Source organism: Salinicola rhizosphaerae (assembly GCF_014652715.1).
Taxonomy (GTDB): Bacteria; Pseudomonadota; Gammaproteobacteria; order Pseudomonadales; family Halomonadaceae; genus Salinicola; species Salinicola rhizosphaerae.
Genome location: NZ_BMZI01000002.1, coordinates 473,070 through 493,827, shown reverse-complemented (window position 1 = coordinate 493,827; position 20,758 = coordinate 473,070). Strand labels below are relative to the sequence as shown.

Below are 20,758 nucleotides of genomic sequence, written 5' to 3'. Positions count from 1 at the left end.
GGCCCGGCACCGTCTCGCTCACCGAGCGAGGCAGTGCCGGGCCGCTGTCGTTAGAACGTGAGGCGGCGGTATCGGGCCGCTTATTCTTAGAAAGCGAGGCGGCGGTATCGGGCCGCTTGTCTACAGAAAGTGACCGAACGAGCAGTGGCTACTGGTGCTCGATCAGAGATCCATCGCGCCAGCAAAATCGAGCTGGCGCCAGGCTTCGTAGACGATGATGGCGCAGGCGTTGGAGAGGTTGAGACTGCGACTGTCGGCCAGCATCGGAATGCGCACACACTGCGCTGGCGGCAAGGCATCCAGCATGGACTGCGGCAGGCCGCGGGTCTCGGGGCCGAAGACCAGCGCGTCGCCTTCCCGGTAGTGGATATGGCTGTAGCCGTGGCGCCCACGGGTCGAAACCGCGAAGACCCGTTCGGGGCCGACGGTTTCGAGAAACGCCGACCAGTTGGCGTGTACCTGAACCCTGGCCCATTCGTGATAGTCCAGCCCGGCACGACGCAGGCGCTTGTCATCCAGGTCGAATGCCATCGGCTCGATGATATGCAGGCGGAAACCGGTATTGGCACACAGCCGAATGATATTGCCGGTGTTGGGCGGGATCTCGGGTTCGAACAGGACGATATCGAGCATGGTGATCGACTCGTGACGACGATGATCTTCGCATCATACGCAAAACGGTGCTGCCTTCCACCGCTCACACACGTGAACCGTGACAGGCAACACCGTTGTCTTCGTCTGCATCCCGTTAAAGTGCAGTCGCAGGTTGTGCTTCGTAGCTCGTAGCTCGTAGCTCGTAGCTCGTAGCTCGTAGCTCGTAGCTCGTAGCTCAGTACAGCCTAGAAACCGACGCTGACTCCCAGCACCGGCCCACTATCCAGAGTGTGATCGTCGTCGTTATCGAAATCAGTGCGCAGATAGCGATAGCCGACGTAAGCGTAGGTCTGGGAAATGAGGTTCACCCGCGCCTGCGCACCATACTCGTAGCTCTTCTCGATATCGCCGCTGGTCATCCCGTCCGGCGTGTAGAAACCGTAGGCGCCGATCGAGGTCAGCGGAATCGGTGTATCGACGAAGGCCGAGCCGCCAAGGCCGACACCGCCACCGTTCCCATAGTGGGTGTCCTGATACTGATAGCGTGCACCGACCGAGAGATCGAGCCCCGGCAGATAGGGCGAGAACATCAGCGAACCGGAATACGCTTTGGCGTTGTGTCCGCTGTCGTCCGTGTTCAGATAGCCGACGCCGGCGCGAATGCTGGGGAAAATGGTCTGGCTCGCTTCGGCGCCGAACGAGTTGTCGCCACCGTTGGCCGATATGCTCAGCGCCATGGCCTGCTGACTGGCTAGAAAGACGGTCGCTGTTCCCAGGGCAACGCCCAGGGCCTTGATGCTGCGGTTGATCATGTCACTGCTCCCGAAGGTCGCGCGGTGCGCGTTGGACTGCAGCGAAGAGCGTGACACAATCCCGGCAATTATCAAACGGCGTTTTTAAACCTTTTGTAACGCCACCACCCCAGCGAGAGCCGATCAGCCCCGGGTGACACCGTAGCGGTCGCGGTACGCCCGAATGGCCTCGGCATGGTCGGCAATCGAATTCGACTCGCCCTCGCGCGGCGTGCGGGTCTCGAGATACGTCAGCATCTGATCGAGATTGACGATGCTGATCACCGGCATACGGTAGGCGGCCTCGACTTCCTGAATGGCGCTGAGCGCCTTCAAGCCATCGCCGTCCGGTGCACGCTCCTGGCGATCGAGGGCGATGACCACGCCAGCGGCACGCGCCCCCGCCCCCTGGATGATCTGCATGACTTCGCGGATCGCCGTCCCCGCCGTGATGACGTCGTCGACGATCAGGATGTCGCCCTCGAGCTCGGCACCGACGATACTGCCGCCCTCGCCATGATCCTTGGCCTCCTTGCGATTGAAGGCGAAGGGAATATCGCGCTCGTGATGATCGGCCAACGCGATGGCGGCACTCGCGGCCAGCGAGATACCCTTGTAAGCTGGACCAAACAGTACATCGGCCTCGATTCCACTGTCGGCAATGGCACTGGCGTAGAAACGCCCCAGTCGGGCCAGGGCACGGCCGGATCGAAACAGCCCGGCATTGAAGAAATAGGGACTGACACGACCCGACTTGAGCGTAAATTCGCCGAACCGCAGAGCGCCCTCGGCGATCGCGAATTCGATGAACTCCTTCTGATAAGGCTGGATCTCCACGCTCACGCTTCCTCCTGTCGCGTCGGCCACTGTCCTGGCTCGAGAACGTCGTAACGAACGGCGTTCTGCATTTACCTAAATCGCTCAAGCTCGGGTATCATACACGCGCGACAAAGAAGGAACACGGTATGAAAATCGCCAGCATCAATGTCAACGGGATCCGCGACGCCGTCGAACGAGGCTTTCTCGACTGGCTGGCCGAACAGGATGCTGACGTCGTCTGCGTGCAGAACCTGAAGGCCAAGAGCTTCGAGCTCGACGACAGCATCCTCTATCCGGAAGGTTACGAGGGCTACTTCCTGGACGCCGAGAAAGACGGCTTCTCGGGGGTTGGTCTCTACTGTCGCAAGATTCCCAAGGCGATCATGTATGGCCTGGGCTTCGAGCAGTGCGATAACGAAGGCCGCTTCTTGCAGGCGGACTATGACCGCTTCAGCATTGCCACCTTCCTGATGCCCGACGGTCAGGATCCGGAAGCAAAGCAAGCGTTCATGACGCAGTATCTCGAGTACTTGAACAAGATGGCGCGCAAGCGTCGCGAGTACATCATCTGCGGCACCTGGCATATCGCCCACAAGACGCTCGATCTCGCCAACTGGGCCGACAACCAGGCCACGCCGGGCTTCAAACCCGAAGAGCGCGCGTGGATGGATCAGGTCTTCGGTCCGACCGGCTTTATCGACACCTTCCGCGAGGTCAATCGGGACGCCGATCAGTACACCTGGTGGCCCAAGCTCGACCAGGAACAGCCGCGTAGCCGGCAGGAAGGATGGCGCCTCGATTATCAGATCGTGGGGCCCAACTTCCGTCGTCACGTCAAGGATGCCTGGATCGACGAAGACGCGACGTTCAGCGAGTTTGCACCCCTGATCGTCGAATACGACCTCGAGCTGTAATCGCCAGACGACAAGCACGCCAGCAGACGTCAGCGATCCCGACACCCCCTTCGGCCCACCGATGCGGGGTGTTTTTTGTACCGCACTCACCCAATCTCAACCCTTGCCCAACTGCAGCGCCGTATCCTGCGCGTGGTCGAGATGCTCTCCCATCAGCTCGGCGGCTCGCGGACGGTCGTCGTCGCGCAATGCTGCGAGGATCGCGAGGTGTTCGTGACACCAGTCGGTCACGCGGCGGCGGTTACCGTAGCCCAGATACTCGAGCATGCGGCGCTGCCGGTTCTGCGCCTGCACCGCCTGCAGAAACAGGCTGTTGCCACTGCAACGGGCCAGGGTTTCGTGGAACGTGGCATCGATTCGAAACAGCAGCGTGCCGGGCGCCGGCGTCGCGTCGTCCAGGATGAGTAGATCGCGGTGCTGATGCTCGAGGTCGTCGAGTACCGAGCGCGAAGCCTGGAATCCCGGCAGCAGCAACGCCGTAGGCTCCAGCGCTCTTCGATATTCGTAGCTGGCGCGGCGTGCTGCCTGCGTGCCGAGCGCAGACAAGAATCGCCAGCCCTGCCCCGCGTTACGCTCGATCAACCCTTCGTTGGCCATCTGCTGCAGCACGGCCTGCAACGTCACCGCGTTGGTGTCGTAGCGTCTCAATAGCTCGACTTGGGTGATGGATTCCGGCAGGGCACCGTTGACGTGATCCTCGACGATATGCAGATAGAGCGTCTCATGGAGCGAATTGGGCATCTCGAACGGACGCGCGTGCAGTGCCTGGGGCGCGGCTACCAGCACGTAACCCTGATACGGCTCGGACCGAACCACCCCCTGATCTTCGAGAAACTTCAGTGCGCTCCTGACGGGTGTCCGTGAGACGCCAAGGCAGGAGGCCAGCGCCATTTCACGCAGCCGCTCTCCCGGCTTCAGTCCCGACTGCCGCACGTAGGCAACGATTCGCTCGGCCATCTCCACCTGGCGGCGTGTCCCTCTGCTTGACCCCATGATCGCTGTCGCTCCCGCAAGCCGGTCGGTCGCCGAATCCGCCACGGCGAAATTTATTGAGATAGATGTATTGACATAGCGATTGTACAAAACCTAGTGTTTAAAACAATTCATGCCGAAACGCCATGCCATCATGACGTCATGCATGACAACAACAACAAACACAGGAAATCCGACCATGAACACCAGAATCCTTCTGGGTAGCGTTGTAATGGCTGCCGGCTCTCTGTTCAGTGCTTCTCTGCTGGCCGCCGATGTCCCCCCGCCCGATGGGCTCGTCCATGACGGGCAACTCACCTATGGCACGGCAGCGACATTCGCCCCCTTCGAGTACATGAAGGATCAAAAGCTGACCGGCTTCGATATCGAACTGGGGCAGATGATCGCCGACCGCATGGGGCTGGAGGTCAATCCGTTCAATGTCGATTTCAAAGGCTTGATCCCGGCGTTGCAAGGCAAGCGTGTCGATATCATCAACTCCGCGATGTACATCAACGAGGATCGCGCCAAACAGGTCGACTTCGTGCCCTACCTTACCGTCGGTAACGAGGTCATCGTGCGCCAGGGCAACCCTGCGGGCATCGACGGTCGCGATTCGATCTGCGGCCATTCGGTCGCCGTCACGCTAGGCGGCATCCAAGAGTCCTACGCCGTGGAAGACAACAAGCGCTGCCTGGCCGACGGCAAGCCTGAAGTCGACGTCATGACCTTCCCGACGGCCCAGATGTCGGCGATGGCTGTGGCCAAAGGCCGCGCGGAGGCGTTCTACAACTCGACGCCGGGGGCCGCGCAGCTGCTTTCCGAGGTTCCCGATACGTACGAGATCGTCGGCGACACCTTCAAGGCGGACACGCAGATCGGCATCGCCGTACGCAAGGGCGACGAGGCCATGGCCAGCGCCATCGAGCAGGCCCTGAAGTCGATCGTCGCCAGCGGCGACTACGATGCGCTGATCGAGCGTTACAACCTGCCGCCCTCCGTCGCCCTGCTCAGCCAGGGTTCCTGAGACTCGACGCCCGACGCTGTCGGGCGTCATTCGTTACGAGCCGCCTTCAATGAACGACTCCGTCACGCTGATCCTGTCCTATCTGTCCTCCGCCAATTTTCTGCGCGCCGCGGGAATGACCCTGGCATTGACGGTCTGTTCGATGCTGCTGGGTATGCTGATCGGATTGATCGTGGCACTGCTGCAGGAGCGACGCAATCGTCTGGTCCGCGCGCTGGTCATGCTCTATCTGTGGCTATTCCGCGGAACGCCGGTGCTTTTGCAGATCATCTTCATTTTCAACGTCCTGCCCAATTTCGGCATTCTGCTTTCCGGTTTTACCAGCGGGGTCATCGCCCTGGCGCTCAACGAAGGCGCCTACATGGCCGAGATCTACCGCTCCGGCCTGCAGTCGGTCGGCGCACGGCAGCGCACGGCAGGCTACGCGCTCGGCATGCGCGGATGGCAGGTCATGCGCTATGTGGTGCTGCCCCAAGCCATGAAAGTCGTCATTCCACCGACCGGCAATCAGTTCATGGGCATGCTCAAGAACAGCGCGCTCGTTTCGGTGATCGCCGTCGAGGAGCTGCTGCTCGTCGCCGACCAGACTGCCAGCGCCAATTTCCGCTACCTGGAGTCACTGACAGCGGCAGCGGTCTACTACCTGATCATGACGACGCTGTTCATGCTGATCCAACAACTCATCGAGCAGCGCTTCAAGACGCAGCGCAGCCAGGAAGCACCGCGCTCCTGGTCCCAGCGTTTTCTGCGAATGACCCGTGCCTGAAGGAGAGCACGCCATGAAGACCGATACCGTTTCGCTGCTCGACATTCAGCGGCTGAACAAGTCATTCGGCGACAAGCCGGTGCTCAAGAATGTCGACGTCAATGTCGAACAGGGCAAGACACTGGTGATCGTTGGACCCTCCGGCTCCGGTAAATCGACACTGCTGCGCTGCATGAACCTGCTCGAGCCGATCGAGAGCGGCGTGATCACGTTCGAAGGACGCGATATCGCCACGCCGGAAGCGCGCCGTGAGGCCTGGCGCTTCCGCCAGGAGATGGCGATGGTATTTCAGCATTTCGAACTCTTCCCGCATCTCAGCGTGATCGACAACATCATGCTCGCGCCGGTCAAGATCAAGGGCGTGCCCAAGGCGCAGGCGCGCCAGAAGGCGCTGGAGCTGCTCGAGCGAGTGCGTATCCCGGACAAGGCCAATGCCTGGCCGGAAGAGCTTTCCGGCGGGCAGCAGCAGCGTGTCGCCATTGCCCGCGCCCTGGCGATGGAACCTCGCGTCATGCTGTTCGACGAGCCAACGTCGGCGCTCGACCCTGAGATGATCAAGGAAGTCCTCGACGTCATGACCGAGCTCAGCGATCAAGGCATGACCAGCGTCGTCGTGACTCACGAGATGAGTTTCGCGCGGCGTGCGGCGCACCGCGTGGTGTTCATGGCCGATGGCGAGGTCGTCGAGAATCTTCCCACCGACCAGTTCTTCGGTGGCGAGGTCAAACCGCGCACGCGCCAGTTCCTCGACCAGATTCTTCATTGAGCCGGTGTTTCCTTGAACCCGTGCTTTATTGAACCAAAGCCTCGTCGCTCGGCGCCGACACGCTCCCGAGTCGTGCGCCGTGCCCCGTATCCCACCGCTTTCCATTTCGGCTCGTTTTCATGAGCCTTGACGAGAACCCTCCGATCATGACGTCATCGAGCGATACCACGATCGACCTGCTCCGCCGGCTGGTCGCCATCGACACGCAGAACCCGGGCAGCCCCGAACTGCCGGCCATCGAGCTGCTGGCCGACGCGCTGCGCCAGTCAGGCTTCGCGGTCGACATCGATGAATTTCTGCCCGGCCGCGCCAATGTGACCGCACGGCTCGAGAACGGTCCCGGCCCCACCCTCGCCTTCAATACGCACGTGGATGTCGTCCCCCACGGCGAGGGCTGGACCGACTCGCCGCTGAGCCTGACCGAGCGCGACGGGCGTCTCTACGGTCGCGGCGCCTGTGACGCCAAGGGTCAGGCCGCGGTGATGGTCGAAGCGATGCGGCGTCTCGCGGCCGATCGCGAAACTTGGTCGGGCACGCTGATGGGCGTTTTCGTGGCCGACGAGGAGGTCGGCAGCGCCGGCGCCCGCCACTTCGCCGCCACGACCGCCCCCGGTAGCATCGACTACGCCATCATCGGCGAGCCAACCGGCAATCGCCCGGTCATCGCCCACAAGGGCAGTCTGCGACCGATCGTGCGCGTGCGTGGCAAGACGGCGCATTCGGGCACGCCGGATCTCGGCATCAACGCCATCTATCAGGCGGCGAAGTTGATCGATCACGTCGAGCGCACCCACCCGGAAATCCGCCAGCGGACGCATCCGCTGGTCGGCAATGCCAGCCTGACGATCACGCGCATTCACGGCGGTCATGCCGATAACGTGGTGCCCGAGGGCTGCGACATCATGCTCGACCGGCGCCTGATCCCCGGCGAAACCGACGCCGGCGTCAAACACGAGCTAGCCGAGATCGTCACCCGCGCCGGCGAAGCGCTCGGCTTCGAGGCCGAGATCGTCGAGTACAAGCCGACGACCGGTGGCGCGGCCGAGACGCCAGCCGATCACCTCATCGTACGTACCGCGCTGGCCGTCTGCAGCGAAGCCGTCGGTGAAACGATCGAAGCCGGCGGGTTCCAGGGCGGCTGCGACATGGTGCATTTTGCCGGCCTGGGCACCGACTGCGTGGTCATCGGGCCAGGGTCGCTGGCGGTTGCCCACCAGCCGGACGAATTCGTCCCCATCGACGAACTCCTCCAGGCCGTCGATATCCACCGCGAGATGGTCCGTCGCCTGCTGCCGAGACAGGCATGACGTTCTCGCTGCATCGCCGCACGCTGCATTACGGCGGAGACGTCGTCCTGCACACCGCGACCTCGGGCGCCATCGCAGGGCTGGATGAGCTCTATCTTCGACTCGAAGCGGGCGCGGATCGAGGGTGGGGCAGCGTGCGCATCAACATCGACTACCTCAGCGGCATTCCGGCGGCGCGCGTTGTCTCTCAGGTCGTCGAGCGCTGCCGGGCCTGGCAGACCCTCGACGATATCCATGCGCTGCGTCGCCATCTCGAGACCGACGAAGCCCTGTCGCGCCCCGCCCGCGCGCTGTTCGATCAAACGCTGGCGGACGCCGAAGCGCGCCGCGCCGGATTGCCGCTGGCGCGATGGCTGAATCCACAGGCGACGGCCGCACGCATCGAGAGCAATCAGACTCTCTTCTGGGGCGATGAGGCGACTCTGGACGGACAGGCGCGGCGTTATCGAGAGCGCGGCTTTCGGGAGCTCAAGCTTCGCGTGGGCGTAGCGGATTTCGATACCGACCTGCGCCGGATCGCGCAGGTACGCCGGATCGTCGGCGCGGAGGTGGCATTGGCGATCGACGTCAACGGCGGCTGGTCGCCGGAGCAGGCTGCGCACTATCTGGAGCGACTGGCGCCGCTCGCGCTCGATTACGTGGAGCAGCCGCTCCCCGCGGGCGATTGGGACGGCCTGGCGTGGCTCGCCTCGCGCCACGCGACGCCGTTGCTGCTCGACGAATCGCTCGCCAGCCACGCGGATATTGATGCGCTAGCCTCGCAGCCTCTTCACGTCGGCGCGCATCTCAAGCTGGTCAAACTGGGCGGCGTGACGCCACTCATGGCGGCGGCAAAGCGGGTTCTCTCGCAAGGCCGCCGGCTGATGATCGGCCAGATGAACGAAGGCGCGGCGGCTACTGCGACCGCCGCCCACTGCGCCATCGCCTTGGGCGCCACGCGCGGCGAGCTGTATGGCGCCGATGGACTGATCGATGACCCCTTCACCGGGCTGCGCTACGCCAACGGCAGCCTCGATATTCCCATGACGAGCGGCATCGGCCTGGAATGGCCCGACGCGCTCGACGCCTTCAGCGAGGTACCCGCATGACTGACTCCTCTCAACTGTCTCGCCGCGGCCGTGAGGCCGTCTTTTCACGCGACGTCTTCGAAAGCCGAATCGAGGCCGCCCGTGCGCTGATGGCCGAACGCGCCATCGACGACCTGATCGTCACCGGCCCCGAGAACATCTTCTACCTCACCGGGCAGCAGACGCCGGGCTACTACACCTTTCAGGCGCTCCTGCTGCCGGTCGACGGCGAACCGCGCTTCATCGTCCGCGGGCTCGAGGAGATGAACTTCCGTGCCAATACCTTCCTCGAGGGTATCGAGGCCTATGACGACGGCACCGACCCGCTGGCGCTACTGGTCGATCTGGTCGGCCGAGGCGGCGCCAACCGCCGTATCGCCATCGACAAGCGCGGCTGGTTCCTGCCGATCGCTACCTACGATCTGCTGCGCGACAAGCTTGGCGAGCTCAAGGACGGGGCGGGCCTGGTCGAGACGCTGCGCGCCGTCAAATCCGCCGACGAGATTGCCTGCCTCGAGCGGGCGGCGGGCTACGTCGATGCCGGCATGGCGGCGGGTATGGCCGCCGTTCGCGCCGGAGCCAGCGAGAACGACCTGGTCGCGGCCATGATGGAAGCCGCCATCCGTGCCGGATCGGAGTATCTCGGCATGGAGCCGCTGGTCTCGAGCGGGGAGCGCACCGGCGTTCCCCACGGCACCTGGCGTCGTCGCAAGCTGGCCGCCGGCGAACCGGCCTTTCTCGAGATGGCGGCGAGCCATAACCGTTACCACGCGGTCGCGATGCGCTCGGCCTGGCTGGGCACGCCGCCGGACCGCGCCCGCCGCATGATGGACACCTGCCAGGAAGCCCTCGACGCAGCACTCGCCGCACTCAAGCCCGGCAATACCTGTGCGGATGCCCACAACGCCGCCCAGCGCGTCATCGACCGGGACGGCTTCACCGACAACTACCGCAAGCGCACCGGCTACAGCGTCGGCATCTCGTTCGCGCCGGACTGGGGCGAGTTTCAGGTCGCCAGTCTCTACGCCAATGTCGACCGCGTTCTGGAGCCGGGCATGGTCTTCCATATTCCGCCGGCACTGCGCGACTACGGCGTCTTTACCGTCGGTGTCAGCGAGACCGTGGTGGTGACGGCCGACGGCCACCGCGTACTTGGCCGCACGCCGCGCGACATGCAGATCGTCGGCGCGTGAGAGCGATCGTCTTTCGGGCGTCTCCGGCGCCCGATGCCGATCCGACGCCAGCAGAAAGCGCTCTTGCGCTGACGCTGCGCGGAGTCGCACTGTTCGCCGAACGCTACACGAAAGGCGCGTGCCGCATCGTACTGCCGTGGCGCGCGCTTGCCGACGATGCCAGTCCGGCACCGTGGTATCAGCACATTAGCGCCGATGGACAGCGCCTGCACAACCACGTCACGGCGCTGGAGCGGGCGCGGCTGGACTATGCAATAGGCTCTGCAGGGGAGTCCGCGGTCGGCTCCGGCGACAGCCTCACGCTCCATGCAGAACGAGTGAGCGACGAACTCGGCGAGCGTCGCTCGATCGCCGTCGAGCCGACCGCCACCGGTCTGAGGCTGCGCGCCGGCGACTGGCACGCCACGGCAGCCCTGGACCCGTTCGTCCGCGATCGCTGGCCGGAAACGTCCCGCCCCGAACCCGCCACGCCGAGCCGCCCGTACCGGCTGTCGATTGCCGGCGAAGTCGAACATTTGCAAGAGATCTATCCCGCCGTACTTGCCGCCATTGGTGACGCCGCGGACGCCATCGGGTTGAACATCGCGTTACGCATCGTCTCGCCGCGCGAACTCACTCTCGCGAAGGCGGAATCGCTGGTGGCGGAGAGCGACGGTCTCTTGCTGCCGGGCGGCTGCGACAACTCCCAGATCGATGGTCAGATTCTGCTGGCTGCCGCAGCGCTCGCCCGGGATCTGCCGACGCTCGGTCTCTGCTTCGGCATGCAGAGCATGGCCACTGCGTTGATCCGTCAGCGCCTCGGCGTGACCGGCGCCCATCTCGAAGAGGTGAACCCGGCGGCAACGACACTGGCGATCTCGAGACTATCGAGCATGCAGCCGCGCCTGGGCGATCGTCGCGTCGACCTGCTCGAGGGCTCGCGCGCGGCCGACGCCTACGGCGCTACCCGGGCCGTCGAGCGCATGAACCATCGTTTTGGGCTGGATGCGCACTGGTGGGAGCCGCTACGGCGCGCGGGCGTCATCGTCAGTGGGAGAGGAAGAGACGCCCCTCACATTGCCGACATTCTCGAGGTGAAAGACCGGCGCTTCTATCTGGGCGTGCAGGGCCACCCGGAACTTCGCAGTCGGCCTGATTTGCCGCATCCGGCCCTCGTTGCCTGGCTGCGTGCGCTGTCGAGCACAAGCAACTAGCGCGTAGCTGTCCGCAAGCGGATACGTTCTAACGGGGCCTCATCGAGGCCCCGTCCCCTTTCGCCCCCTTCCCTTCAGTCGGCCAGCCGCTGGCAAGCCGCCTCGATGGCGTCGAGCGCGGACTCGAGCGTCGGCGTCGGCACCCCGTAGGCCAGCCGCAGCCAGGGCGAGAGCCCGAACGCCGTACCGGGCACGACACCGACGCCCGCCTCCTTCACCAGCCAGGCCGCCACGTCCACATCCGTCTCGAGCCTCTCGCCATCATTGGCGCGGCGCCCGAGCAGCGCGGCACAGTCGATGTAGAGATAGAAGGCGCCAGCCGGACGCTCGCAGCGCAGGCCATCGATCGCATTGATGCGCGCGACCGCCAGGTCGCGCCTGGCCCGCAGCGCGGCCACGCGCGGCTCGAGAAACGACAGCGACCCGTCCAGCGCCCCTACGGCTGCCGCCTGACTGATGCTCGCGGCGTTGGTCGTGCTCTGGGACTGTAGCGTGGTCATGGCATGAATCAGCCATTGCGGGCCACCCGCATAGCCGATGCGCCACCCGGTCATCGAGAAGACCTTCGAGACGCCGTTGACGGTCAGAATGCGTGATTTGAGATCAGGCCGGCAGGCGGCCGGGGTCGCAAAACGCCCTTCGTAGACGAGATGCTCGTAGATATCGTCGGCCAGGATCAGCACGTTCGGCCAGGCGTCCAGCTCGAGCAGCAGCGCTTCGAGCTCGGCTTCGCTGTAGACCGCGCCGGTCGGGTTGTTGGGCGAATTGAGCACCACCCAGCGCGTCTGCGCCGTCAGTCGCTCCCGCAGCCCGGCCGGTGTGAGTTTGAAGCCTTCCTCGGAGGTGGTCTCGATCGTGACGGGTGTCGCGCCGGTCAGGGCGACGATGTCGGGGTAGGAAACCCAGTAGGGAGCGGGAATCAGCACCTCGTCACCGACATCCAGCGTGGCTAGCAGCGCATTGAAGATCAGCTGCTTGCCACCGGTGCCCACGATCACTTCATCGGGGCCATACTCGATACCGTTCTCGCGCGCGAACTTGCGCCGAACGGCGTCCTTCAACGCATCGGTTCCCGCGACGGGTGTGTATTTAGTCTGATTCGTCTCGATGGCAGCCACCGCCGCCAGCTTGGCGGTCTCCGGGGAGTCGAAATCGAGTTCACCCTCGCCCAGATTGATGACGCTGCGGCCGGCGGCCTGCATGGCGCGCAGCGTATCGGAAACCGCGGCCGTGGGAGACGGCCGAATGGCGGCCATGCGCCGAGCGAGGCGAGAGTCGGTCATGATATCGAAATCCAGATGGCTATTTTTGTATAAAATTAAACATATAATACAATCCGCCACCAAGACAAGCGCTCCGGTCTCGCATGACGCAACAGGCCGTCACGGATCACGAAAGAGATCGACTGATGAGAGACAGAAGCGGCGGGCGACGTCGCGCCTGGCGAGCGCGACGAGAAATACGTCTGGGTCGAGGGCGGGGCCTACAGATCCCCGAAGTGGTGCTGCAGCAGCGTCAGCGCGACCACGGGCGCGGTCTCGGTGCGCAGAATGCGAGGACCGAGCGTGAGCGGCAGGAAATCGGCGCGCCGCGCCGCCTCGACCTCGGCATCGCTGAGCCCGCCTTCCGGACCGATCAGCAGCGCCGCGGAGTCGATTGCCGCATGCTGGCGCCAGCTATCGTCCGTCGCCGGATGCAGCACCAGCCGCAACGCCTCGTCGCGGGCGCTCAGCCAGGCGGCAAGCGTCTGCGGCGGATGCACCAAAGGAACGGTAGCGCGGCCGCACTGCTCGCAGGCACTGGTCGCCACCCCCTGCCAGTGCGCGACCTTCTTCGCTTCGCGATCGCCCTTGAGGCGCACGTCGCCATGCTCGACATAGAGCGGTGTGATCGCGGCCACGCCGAGTTCGACCGCCTTCTGAATGGCGTAGTCCATGCGATCTCCCTTGGAGATCGCCTGGCCGAGATGGACCGCCAGCGGCGACTCACCGCCGCCCTGGCGAACCGATTCGACGGTCGCCACCACCCGCTTGCGACCGACTTCGGAGAGTGTGGCATCGGCTTCCCGGCCCGCGCCGTCGAACAGAATCAGCCGAGCGCCCTCGCGCAGCCGCAGCACGAGCGCGACGTGGCGCGCCGCACCCTCGGGCAGAACGACGTCGCCGCCAGCGACGAGGCCGGCGGCGACATGAATGCGGGTATTGGCCATCGCGCCGATTCCCGCGTGGTTACTGCGTGGTTTCGCTGGCCTGCGCGGCGCGCTGCTTCTTCTGGGCGTACATCGCCTCGAAGTTGACCGGCGCCAGCATCAGCGGAGGGAAGCTGCCGCGGCTGACCAGGCTGTCGATGCACTCACGCGCGTAGGGAAACAGCACGTTCGGGCAGAATGCACCCAGGGTGTGATCGAGCTGGTCACCGGCAAGCCCCGAGATACGGAACAGCCCGGCCTGCTCGACCTCGGCCAGGAAAGCGGTCGCGCCATCTTCGTTGTTGGAGACCTGTGCGGTCACCTTGACGATGACTTCGTAGAGATCCTCACCGACCGACTGGCTGGTGGTATCCAGATCGAGGCCGACCTTCGGCTTGAACGCCTGCTGAAATACCGCCGGCGCGTTGGGCGACTCGAACGAGATGTCCTTGACGTAGATCCGCTGCAGCGAGAACTGAAGCTGCGGCTGAGAACCCTGCTGATTGTTGTCTTCCGCCATGATGCGTTTCCTTTACGTTCCTGAATGACTGGGCGCGGCGCGCGGCTCTGCGCTTCAGCGCTTGACCACCGGGAGGCTGTCCGCCTGCCACTGGGCCATGCCGCCCTTGAGCTTGTAGACGCGCGAGAAGCCGGCCTGGGTCAACTCGGTGACAGCCGCGGCGGCCGCCTGCCCCTGCTTGCAGACGACGATGACCGGCTTGTCCTTGTGTTTTTCGAGCTGCGTCAGCCGCTCCTTGAGACGCGCCTGCGGCACGTTCTTGGCGCCGGCGATGTGGCCGGCCTTGAATTCGGGGCTCTCGCGGATGTCGATCACCACGCCATCCTCGCGGTTGATCAGCGTGGTCGCTTCACTGGTGGACACGCCGGAAGCGCCGCTGCGTTTGGCTTCGAAGGCGAGCCACGCCAGCAGCACCACCAGAAAGGCGCTGACCAGCAGCGGATGGTTTTCGACGAATTCGAACAACTGATCGATCATGGGTCTGCCGACACTCTTTCCATTCAATGGGCAATCGATGCACTGCGCGATTCACGGAGGCGCTGCCGATCTCGAGCTGCGGTCGATTTCTGTTGGCCAGATTGTGTAAATCCTGGCTTGATGGACGCCGCGCGAAGCGGACCGAACGGACGACGAGCGCATCGGCATCACGGCGCCAAGACCTCCACGCCGCCGGCGCGATGGCGCCGCATCGCCTGGCATGAAGGACGATGATTCGAGACCCGGATTCGGGCGCCGGCCATTATACACGAGGCAGCCGCCGAAACGAGGAAGCGCCGCGTCGACGCCAGATGCGGTGGCAGTGATGGCTGACCCGCCCTGCCCGGTGCGCTATGCTTTTCGCATAGTCAAAAAGGCCGATTCGGCTTTTCGGAAGCCAGGTTCGATGGTTCCCGAAAAGCCGGCTCGACTTCGCTTCATCGCCGATCACCCGACTTTTCGAGGCCTGTCATGGCAGAGACTTCCACTCCGCGCCCCGTGGCGCTGCTGATTCTCGACGGCTACGGCCAGAACGACAATGCCGACAACAACGCCGTTGCCAACGCCGATACGCCGGTCATGGACCGGCTCAAGAAGACCTTCCCGAACACTCTGATTCACACCGACGGCCCTTACGTCGGCTTGCCCGAGGGGCAGATGGGCAACTCGGAAGTCGGCCATATGAACATCGGCGCCGGGCGCATCGTCTATCAGGACTTCACGCGCATCACCAAGGCGATCGACGATGATGAGCTCGAGAAGATCGACGCCCTGACCCGACCGATCGATGCGGCAGTCGCCAGTGGTCATGCCGTCCACCTCATGGGCCTGCTCTCGCCGGGTGGCGTGCATAGCCATGAAGACCACCTGCTCGCGGTTGCCGAGCTCGCGGCGAGCCGCGGCGCGAAGCGGATCTACCTGCACGCCTTCACCGATGGCCGGGACACCGCGCCGAAAAGCGCCGGCGCCTCGATCGAGCGGGCCAATGCCAAGCTGGCCGAGCTGGTCGGCGCCGAAAACGGCTTCGTCGCCTCGCTGGTCGGGCGCTATTTCGCCATGGACCGCGACAACCGCTGGGACCGCGTCGAAAAAGCGTATCGCGTAGTGCGTTTCGGCGAGGGCGAGCACGTTGCCGAAAGCGCCGAAGCGGGCCTGCAGGCCGCCTATGATCGAGGCGAGACCGACGAGTTCGTCGCCGCTACGGCCGTGCGCCCGACAGGCGAGACGATCGCCATGACCGACAGCGACGCCGTGCTGTTTTTGAACTTCCGCGCCGACCGCGCACGCGAGCTGACTCGCGCCTTCGTCAATCCGGATTTCGACGGCTTCGATCGCGGCGAGAAGCTCAAGCCGGCCGGCGACGGTCTGGTCATGCTGACGCAGTACGCCGATGACATCGACGCACCGGTCGCGTTTCCGCCGAAGGATCTGGTCAACACGCTCGGTGAGGTCGCCGAAAGTCATGGTCTGACGCAGCTGCGCATTGCCGAAACCGAGAAGTACGCGCATGTCACGTTCTTCTTTTCCGGCGGCCGCGAAGCCGAGTTCAAGGGCGAGGAGCGCGCGCTGATCCCCTCGCCGAAGGACGTCAAGACCTACGACGAGAAGCCGGAAATGAGCGCCTTCGAGCTCACCGACACGCTGGTCGAGGCGATCGAGGCCGGCAAGTACGATCTGATCATCTGCAACTACGCCAACGGCGACATGGTCGGACACACCGGCGATCTCGCCGCCGCCACGAAGGCCATCGAAGCCGTCGACGTCTGTCTCGGGCGCGTCGTCGAGGCGATTCAGAAAGCGGGCGGCGAGTGCCTGGTCACCGCCGATCATGGCAATGCCGAACAGATGGTCGACCCGAAGACCGGCAACCCGCACACCGCGCACACGACGTTCATGGTGCCGCTGGTCTATGTCGGGCGTGACAAGGGCGCCAAACTGAAGAGCGACGGCCGCCTCTGCGACCTCGCGCCGACGCTGCTGCACATGCTGCGACAGCCCCAGCCGCAAGAGATGACCGGTAACGTGTTGATTGACGATGCGTAACCCACGGCATGGCTTTATGACCGCGCTGGCAAGGCGCGGCTTCCCCACCGCAACGGATGCCGAATGACGTGAGAATTCGGCAGGACAGGGTTCGACGCACCGAAGGCAAGGCGCTGAAGATGGCGCTGGCCGGGGCACTGCTGCTCGGCGGGGCCCTGGTGACAGATACCGTCATGGCCCAGGCCAGCCCTCGGGAGGCGCGTGCGCGGCTCGATAGCCTCGCGACCGATATTCAGGCGCTGCAGGGCAAGCTAGAGAACACGCAGGCAGCGCGAGGCGACGCCCAGCAGGATCTGGAAACGGTCGAGACCGCGATCGGCAAGACCCATCAGCGGCTGACCCAGCTACAGGCCGAGCGACATCAGCTCGACGGTGACGTTGCCAAGCTCCAGGCGCGCCGACAGACCCTGAGCACCGAGCGCGACCGTCAGCGTCAGGCACTGGCCAGCCAGTTCGATGCGCTCTACCGGCTCGGCAAGACGCCTCAACTGAAGCTGCTGCTCAATCAGGACGATCCGGCCGAAGTCGACCGTCTGCAGCACTATCTCAACGCGCTCTCCGCGGCGCGGGAGCAGCGGCTCGAGCAGCTCCATGCGCTCGACCAAGAGCTCGACGACAACCTCGCCGCCATCGACCAGCATCGCGAGCGGCTGGACGGCGTGCAGCGCGAGCTCAAGGATCAGCAGCAGCGACTGGCCTCGAATCGCGACGAGCGCCGCAAGCTGGTCGCCAAGCTCGACGCCCGCTACGACAGCGAGCAGTCGCGACTGGAGGACCTCGGCCAGGACCGCGCACATGTCGAGCGCCTGCTCGATCGCATGCAGCAGGAACTGGCCAATCTCAAGAAGCCACCGCCCTCGACCGACATCCAGAAAACGCGTGGCGATCTGCCGTGGCCAGTGCAGGGAACGATGCTCTCGAGTTACGGCAGCGGCGATGGCGTCAATCGCAATGGCATTCTGATCGGCGCGCCGGCGGGTACGGCGGTCAAGGCGGTGCATGCCGGGCGCGTCGTTTTCGCCAACTGGATGCGCGGCTTCGGCAACCTGCTGATTCTCGATCATGGCGATGGCGTACTGACGCTCTATGCGCATCTTCAGCAGATCGATGTCAACCCCGGCGCCAAGGTCAGCAACGCACAGGTCGTCGCTACGGTGGGCGATACCGGCGGCCAGTCGCGGCCGGCGCTCTACTTCGAGGTGCGCCAGAACGGCGACCCGATCAATCCCGGCAACTGGATTGCCAGGCGCTGATCCTGCCTTGCGCCAACGGCCAGCGTTCGCCCGCCGGCGCTGGATCATCGCCACGACAAGGCGCTATGCTGCCGTTATAGAACGCCGTTCCCTCTCGAACGGTCACGCATCAGCGCCCCATTTCTCGTTCGAGTCGCGGAGACCCCATGCCCCTGAACCGCCCGAAGCTCCCGTTATCCTCCGGCAAGGCCACGGCGCGGACGCGGGTCGCTCCGCTCGCCCTGAAAGTGCTCTTCTCGGGACTGCTCGTGCCGGGGCTGCTGTTCATCGGCGTGCCGAATGCGTCGGCTCAGACACAGACACAAGCGCAGTCGACCGACGCTGCCTCGCAGGACGCAGCCAACGGCCTGCCCGTCGAAGACGTCCAGACCTTTGCCGAGGTGTTCGAGCGGATCAAGCGCGCCTACGTCGAACCGGTCGATGACAAGACGCTGCTGCGTAATGCGATGCGCGGCATGCTCAGCCAGCTCGATCCTCACTCGGAGTATCTCGACGCGGACGCCTTCGAGAACCTGCGCGAGACGACCGAGGGCGAATTCAGCGGCGTCGGTATCGAGGTCGGGCTGCGCGACGATCAGCTCACGGTGATCGCGCCGATCGACGATACCCCGGCAGCGCGGGCCGGCATCCAGCCTGGCGACCGCATCCTGGCCATCGACGGCACGCCGACCAACAACCTGTCGCTGCAGGAAGCGGTCGACCTGATGCGCGGCGATGCCGGGACCGAGCTCGAACTGACACTCCTGCGAGATGGCGAGCAGGAGCCGAGAACGCTTACCCTGACCCGCGCGTCGATCCAGTCGGAAAGCGTCTCCAGCCGCCTGCTGGAGCCGGGCTACGGCTATCTGCGCATCAGCCAGTTCCAGAGCCGAACCGGTGAGCAGACGCGCGATGCGCTGACCTCGCTCATGCAGAAAGGCCCGCTGCAAGGGCTGGTGCTCGATCTTCGCAACAACCCCGGCGGCGTGTTGTCGAGCGCTACCGACGTGGTCGATCAGTTTCTGACCCAGGGTCTGATCGTCTATACCAAAGGACGACTGGCCGATGAGGACCTGCGCTTCAGCGCCCATGCCGCCGGCACCACGGCGCCGAACGTGCCGCTGGTCGTGCTGATCAACGGCGGCAGCGCCTCGGCCGCCGAGATCGTCGCCGGCGCCTTGCAGGATCAACATCGCGGCGTACTCATGGGCACCCAGAGTTTCGGCAAGGGGTCGGTGCAGCAGGTGCTGCCGCTCGGCAACGGTGACGGGCTCAAGCTCACCACCGCGCGCTACTACACGCCGAGCGGCCGCTCGATCCAGGCCGAGGGCATCACGCCGGACGTGCGCGTGGTTCGTGGGCGCCTCGAAGTCGAGGACGATGCCGGCTTGCAGCTACGCGAATCCAACCTGCGCGGGCACCTGCTCAACGGCGACCCGAGCGAGGCACGGCAAAACCCGGATACGCCGATCGCCGCCGACGACTATCAGCTCGGCGAAGCGCTGAACCTGCTCAAGGCCCTCAACGTGGTCAAGCGCCCGGCCGGCGGCACGGTCGCACCAACGAAGTAGGCCGCGGGCAGTGGGCCTCAGGCACGACACCGCGCTGGCAGGTCTCCGTACTCGCCCAGCGCCTGGCGGATCAGCAGGCGCTTGACCGGTGACAGGCGATCGAGTCCGGCAAGCCCCCAGTTTCGCGCCAGCCTGAGCGCCGGCTGGCGACTACCGAACAGCCGCTGGAAACCCTGCATGGCGGCGAGCATCGCCGCGTTTTCGCTGCGACGCCGTCGCTCATAGCGTGCCATGATGCGGGGGTCACCCGGCTCGGCACCGCGCTGCTTGGCCCGTATCCACTCTTCCGCCAGCACGGCGGCATCCATCAACCCGAGATTGACGCCCTGTCCGGCGAGCGGATGCAGGCTGTGCGCGGCATCGCCAACCAATGCCAGACCGTCATCGACGTAGCGCCCGGCGTGGCGCTGAGCGATCGGAAAGTGCGGTGCGGCGTCGATCACGTCGACCCGGCCCAGGCGCTCACCGATGGCTCGCGTCAGCATATGCCCCAGGTCGGCCCGGCCGGCCTCGTCGCCAGCCAGCGACGTCATGCGGCTCGCGGCCTCGGGCGTCGTCGACCAGACAATCGAACAGTGATCGTCCCGACCGTCGATCATAAGCGGCAGAAAGGCCAACGGCCCGGTGGCGAGAAAGACCTGCCGAGCGATACCGCCATGACCGTGCTCGGTGCGTACGCTGGTGACCATCGCCGCCTGACCGGTCTGAGTCTCGCAGACGGGAATACCCGCGAGCGAGCGCAGCGGCGAGCGCCCGCCGTCGGCGCCGACGATCAGCGGAGCACGAATCGTTTCCGGTCGTCGCTCAGTGGCGTTATCGAGGCCTACAACAGCTTCTCCAGCCTCGCGCCGGTAGCCGACCAGCCGCACGCCGTGACGCAGCCGCACATTGGGTAGCGCTTCGAGCCGCCGGGTCAGCGCTGCCTGCAACAACTCGTTTTCGACGATATGCCCCAGCGCCGACTCGCCGACGGTCCCTGCATCGAAGCGGATCTCGCCGCTGCCTTCGGCATCCCATACCGCCATGCCCTGATAGGGGGAGACGCGTCTCGACTCAAGCGAGGGCCAGACACCCAGCGAGCCCAGCAGGCGCCGAGAGGCGGCAGTCAGCGCGCTGACGCGCAGCGAGGGCGCTCCTTCGCCGAGGGTATCGATATCGGCAACCGGCTCACCCGCGTCCAGCAACTCGACCGACCAGCCCGCCTCGCCGAGCAGCAGCGCGAGCGATGCGCCAACCATGCCCGCGCCGACGATGATCACGTCGCCATCGTTATCGCTCATCTCGTTCTCCGTCGCGCTTGAATTCGTGTCTTGCGTCG

20 protein-coding genes are annotated in these 20,758 nt (G+C 64.7%); 11 read left to right on the top strand and 9 right to left on the bottom strand.

Going from position 1 to position 20,758, the window contains the following annotated elements:
- Positions 1 to 162 precede the first annotated feature (162 nt).
- The 3 genes from trmL to pyrE all read right to left on the bottom strand — a co-directional run bounded on the left by trmL (position 163) and on the right by pyrE (position 2,228).
- Positions 163 to 633 (bottom strand): tRNA (uridine(34)/cytosine(34)/5-carboxymethylaminomethyluridine(34)-2'-O)-methyltransferase TrmL, encoded by a 471-nt coding sequence (trmL, locus tag IE125_RS05710; protein WP_189443661.1) that lies wholly within the window; start codon positions 631 to 633, stop codon positions 163 to 165.
- A gap of 206 nt (positions 634 to 839) precedes the next feature.
- Positions 840 to 1,406 carry a YfaZ family outer membrane protein gene (locus IE125_RS05705; protein WP_189443660.1) on the bottom strand — a complete coding sequence of 189 codons (567 nt, stop codon included), beginning with the start codon at positions 1,404 to 1,406 and terminating at the stop codon, positions 840 to 842.
- A gap of 123 nt (positions 1,407 to 1,529) precedes the next feature.
- Positions 1,530 to 2,228 (bottom strand): orotate phosphoribosyltransferase, encoded by a 699-nt coding sequence (gene pyrE / locus IE125_RS05700; protein ID WP_189443659.1) that lies wholly within the window; start codon positions 2,226 to 2,228, stop codon positions 1,530 to 1,532.
- A gap of 122 nt (positions 2,229 to 2,350) precedes the next feature.
- On the opposite strand from pyrE, the gene IE125_RS05695 reads away from it, so the two are divergent.
- Positions 2,351 to 3,118, top strand: a complete 768-nt coding sequence (locus IE125_RS05695) for an exodeoxyribonuclease III (RefSeq protein WP_189443658.1) — start codon at positions 2,351 to 2,353, stop codon at positions 3,116 to 3,118.
- A 96-nt stretch (positions 3,119 to 3,214) separates the two neighbouring features.
- On the opposite strand, the gene IE125_RS05690 is transcribed toward IE125_RS05695, so the two are convergent.
- Complete coding sequence (locus tag IE125_RS05690; RefSeq protein ID WP_189443657.1) at positions 3,215 to 4,111, bottom strand: GntR family transcriptional regulator; 897 nt, start codon at positions 4,109 to 4,111, stop codon at positions 3,215 to 3,217.
- A gap of 178 nt (positions 4,112 to 4,289) precedes the next feature.
- On the opposite strand from IE125_RS05690, the gene IE125_RS05685 reads away from it, so the two are divergent.
- From IE125_RS05685 to IE125_RS05655, 7 genes are all read left to right on the top strand, one after another.
- Positions 4,290 to 5,117 carry an ABC transporter substrate-binding protein gene (locus IE125_RS05685; protein WP_189443656.1) on the top strand — a complete coding sequence of 276 codons (828 nt, stop codon included), beginning with the start codon at positions 4,290 to 4,292 and terminating at the stop codon, positions 5,115 to 5,117.
- Positions 5,118 to 5,166: 49 nt separating this feature from the next.
- Positions 5,167 to 5,883: an amino acid ABC transporter permease gene (locus IE125_RS05680; protein ID WP_189443655.1), complete on the top strand. Its 717-nt coding sequence runs from the start codon at positions 5,167 to 5,169 to the stop codon at positions 5,881 to 5,883.
- Positions 5,884 to 5,896: 13 nt separating this feature from the next.
- The gene (locus IE125_RS05675; RefSeq protein ID WP_189443654.1) at positions 5,897 to 6,649 is read left to right on the top strand and encodes an amino acid ABC transporter ATP-binding protein; all 753 of its coding nucleotides are present in this window, start codon (positions 5,897 to 5,899) and stop codon (positions 6,647 to 6,649) included.
- Positions 6,650 to 6,795: 146 nt separating this feature from the next.
- Positions 6,796 to 7,956: a M20 family metallopeptidase gene (locus IE125_RS05670; RefSeq protein WP_189443653.1), complete on the top strand. Its 1,161-nt coding sequence runs from the start codon at positions 6,796 to 6,798 to the stop codon at positions 7,954 to 7,956.
- Positions 7,953 to 9,044 (top strand): mandelate racemase/muconate lactonizing enzyme family protein, encoded by a 1,092-nt coding sequence (locus tag IE125_RS05665; protein WP_189443652.1) that lies wholly within the window; start codon positions 7,953 to 7,955, stop codon positions 9,042 to 9,044. The genes IE125_RS05670 and IE125_RS05665 overlap by 4 nt, the downstream gene beginning before the upstream one ends.
- A complete protein-coding gene (locus tag IE125_RS05660) occupies positions 9,041 to 10,216 on the top strand; it encodes a M24 family metallopeptidase (RefSeq protein ID WP_189443651.1) in 1,176 nt (391 codons plus the stop codon). The genes IE125_RS05665 and IE125_RS05660 overlap by 4 nt, the downstream gene beginning before the upstream one ends.
- Positions 10,213 to 11,409: a glutamine amidotransferase-related protein gene (locus IE125_RS05655; RefSeq protein WP_189443650.1), complete on the top strand. Its 1,197-nt coding sequence runs from the start codon at positions 10,213 to 10,215 to the stop codon at positions 11,407 to 11,409. The genes IE125_RS05660 and IE125_RS05655 overlap by 4 nt, the downstream gene beginning before the upstream one ends.
- Before the next feature lie 74 nt (positions 11,410 to 11,483).
- Here the strand turns inward: IE125_RS05655 and IE125_RS05650 are convergent, their stop codons facing one another.
- From IE125_RS05650 to IE125_RS05635, 4 genes are all read right to left on the bottom strand, one after another.
- A complete protein-coding gene (locus tag IE125_RS05650; protein WP_189443649.1) occupies positions 11,484 to 12,692 on the bottom strand; it encodes a pyridoxal phosphate-dependent aminotransferase in 1,209 nt (402 codons plus the stop codon).
- Positions 12,693 to 12,892: 200 nt separating this feature from the next.
- Positions 12,893 to 13,618: a 16S rRNA (uracil(1498)-N(3))-methyltransferase gene (locus IE125_RS05645; protein ID WP_189443648.1), complete on the bottom strand. Its 726-nt coding sequence runs from the start codon at positions 13,616 to 13,618 to the stop codon at positions 12,893 to 12,895.
- Between the two features lie 19 nt (positions 13,619 to 13,637).
- A complete protein-coding gene (secB, locus tag IE125_RS05640; protein WP_189443647.1) occupies positions 13,638 to 14,117 on the bottom strand; it encodes a protein-export chaperone SecB in 480 nt (159 codons plus the stop codon).
- A gap of 54 nt (positions 14,118 to 14,171) precedes the next feature.
- The gene (locus IE125_RS05635; protein WP_189443646.1) at positions 14,172 to 14,594 is read right to left on the bottom strand and encodes a rhodanese-like domain-containing protein; all 423 of its coding nucleotides are present in this window, start codon (positions 14,592 to 14,594) and stop codon (positions 14,172 to 14,174) included.
- 471 nt (positions 14,595 to 15,065) lie between these two features.
- On the opposite strand from IE125_RS05635, the gene gpmI reads away from it, so the two are divergent.
- From gpmI to IE125_RS05620, 3 genes are all read left to right on the top strand, one after another.
- Positions 15,066 to 16,637: a 2,3-bisphosphoglycerate-independent phosphoglycerate mutase gene (gene gpmI / locus IE125_RS05630; RefSeq protein ID WP_189443645.1), complete on the top strand. Its 1,572-nt coding sequence runs from the start codon at positions 15,066 to 15,068 to the stop codon at positions 16,635 to 16,637.
- Between the two features lie 68 nt (positions 16,638 to 16,705).
- A complete protein-coding gene (locus tag IE125_RS05625; RefSeq protein ID WP_229808940.1) occupies positions 16,706 to 17,890 on the top strand; it encodes a murein hydrolase activator EnvC family protein in 1,185 nt (394 codons plus the stop codon).
- A gap of 146 nt (positions 17,891 to 18,036) precedes the next feature.
- Complete coding sequence (locus IE125_RS05620; protein ID WP_189443644.1) at positions 18,037 to 19,440, top strand: S41 family peptidase; 1,404 nt, start codon at positions 18,037 to 18,039, stop codon at positions 19,438 to 19,440.
- A gap of 17 nt (positions 19,441 to 19,457) precedes the next feature.
- On the opposite strand, the gene IE125_RS05615 is transcribed toward IE125_RS05620, so the two are convergent.
- Positions 19,458 to 20,720, bottom strand: a complete 1,263-nt coding sequence (locus IE125_RS05615) for a UbiH/UbiF/VisC/COQ6 family ubiquinone biosynthesis hydroxylase (RefSeq protein ID WP_189443643.1) — start codon at positions 20,718 to 20,720, stop codon at positions 19,458 to 19,460.
- Positions 20,721 to 20,758 lie beyond the last annotated feature (38 nt).

Bases quoted from the DNA above. Each gene is read 5' to 3' on its own strand.
- secB (WP_189443647.1), bottom strand. From the start codon at position 14,117: ATGGCGGAAGACAACAATCAGCAGGGTTCTCAGCCGCAGCTTCAGTTC.
- IE125_RS05650 (WP_189443649.1), bottom strand. From the start codon at position 12,692: ATGACCGACTCTCGCCTCGCTCGGCGCATGGCCGCCATTCGGCCGTCT.
- IE125_RS05660 (WP_189443651.1), top strand. From the start codon at position 9,041: ATGACTGACTCCTCTCAACTGTCTCGCCGCGGCCGTGAGGCCGTCTTT.
- IE125_RS05635 (WP_189443646.1), bottom strand. From the start codon at position 14,594: ATGATCGATCAGTTGTTCGAATTCGTCGAAAACCATCCGCTGCTGGTC.
- gpmI (WP_189443645.1), top strand. From the start codon at position 15,066: ATGGCAGAGACTTCCACTCCGCGCCCCGTGGCGCTGCTGATTCTCGAC.
- IE125_RS05690 (WP_189443657.1), bottom strand. From the start codon at position 4,111: ATGGGGTCAAGCAGAGGGACACGCCGCCAGGTGGAGATGGCCGAGCGA.
- IE125_RS05675 (WP_189443654.1), top strand. From the start codon at position 5,897: ATGAAGACCGATACCGTTTCGCTGCTCGACATTCAGCGGCTGAACAAG.
- IE125_RS05695 (WP_189443658.1), top strand. From the start codon at position 2,351: ATGAAAATCGCCAGCATCAATGTCAACGGGATCCGCGACGCCGTCGAA.
- IE125_RS05620 (WP_189443644.1), top strand. From the start codon at position 18,037: ATGCCCCTGAACCGCCCGAAGCTCCCGTTATCCTCCGGCAAGGCCACG.
- IE125_RS05680 (WP_189443655.1), top strand. From the start codon at position 5,167: ATGAACGACTCCGTCACGCTGATCCTGTCCTATCTGTCCTCCGCCAAT.
- IE125_RS05615 (WP_189443643.1), bottom strand. From the start codon at position 20,720: ATGAGCGATAACGATGGCGACGTGATCATCGTCGGCGCGGGCATGGTT.
- IE125_RS05670 (WP_189443653.1), top strand. From the start codon at position 6,796: ATGACGTCATCGAGCGATACCACGATCGACCTGCTCCGCCGGCTGGTC.
- IE125_RS05685 (WP_189443656.1), top strand. From the start codon at position 4,290: ATGAACACCAGAATCCTTCTGGGTAGCGTTGTAATGGCTGCCGGCTCT.
- IE125_RS05645 (WP_189443648.1), bottom strand. From the start codon at position 13,618: ATGGCCAATACCCGCATTCATGTCGCCGCCGGCCTCGTCGCTGGCGGC.
- trmL (WP_189443661.1), bottom strand. From the start codon at position 633: ATGCTCGATATCGTCCTGTTCGAACCCGAGATCCCGCCCAACACCGGC.
- IE125_RS05705 (WP_189443660.1), bottom strand. From the start codon at position 1,406: ATGATCAACCGCAGCATCAAGGCCCTGGGCGTTGCCCTGGGAACAGCG.
- IE125_RS05665 (WP_189443652.1), top strand. From the start codon at position 7,953: ATGACGTTCTCGCTGCATCGCCGCACGCTGCATTACGGCGGAGACGTC.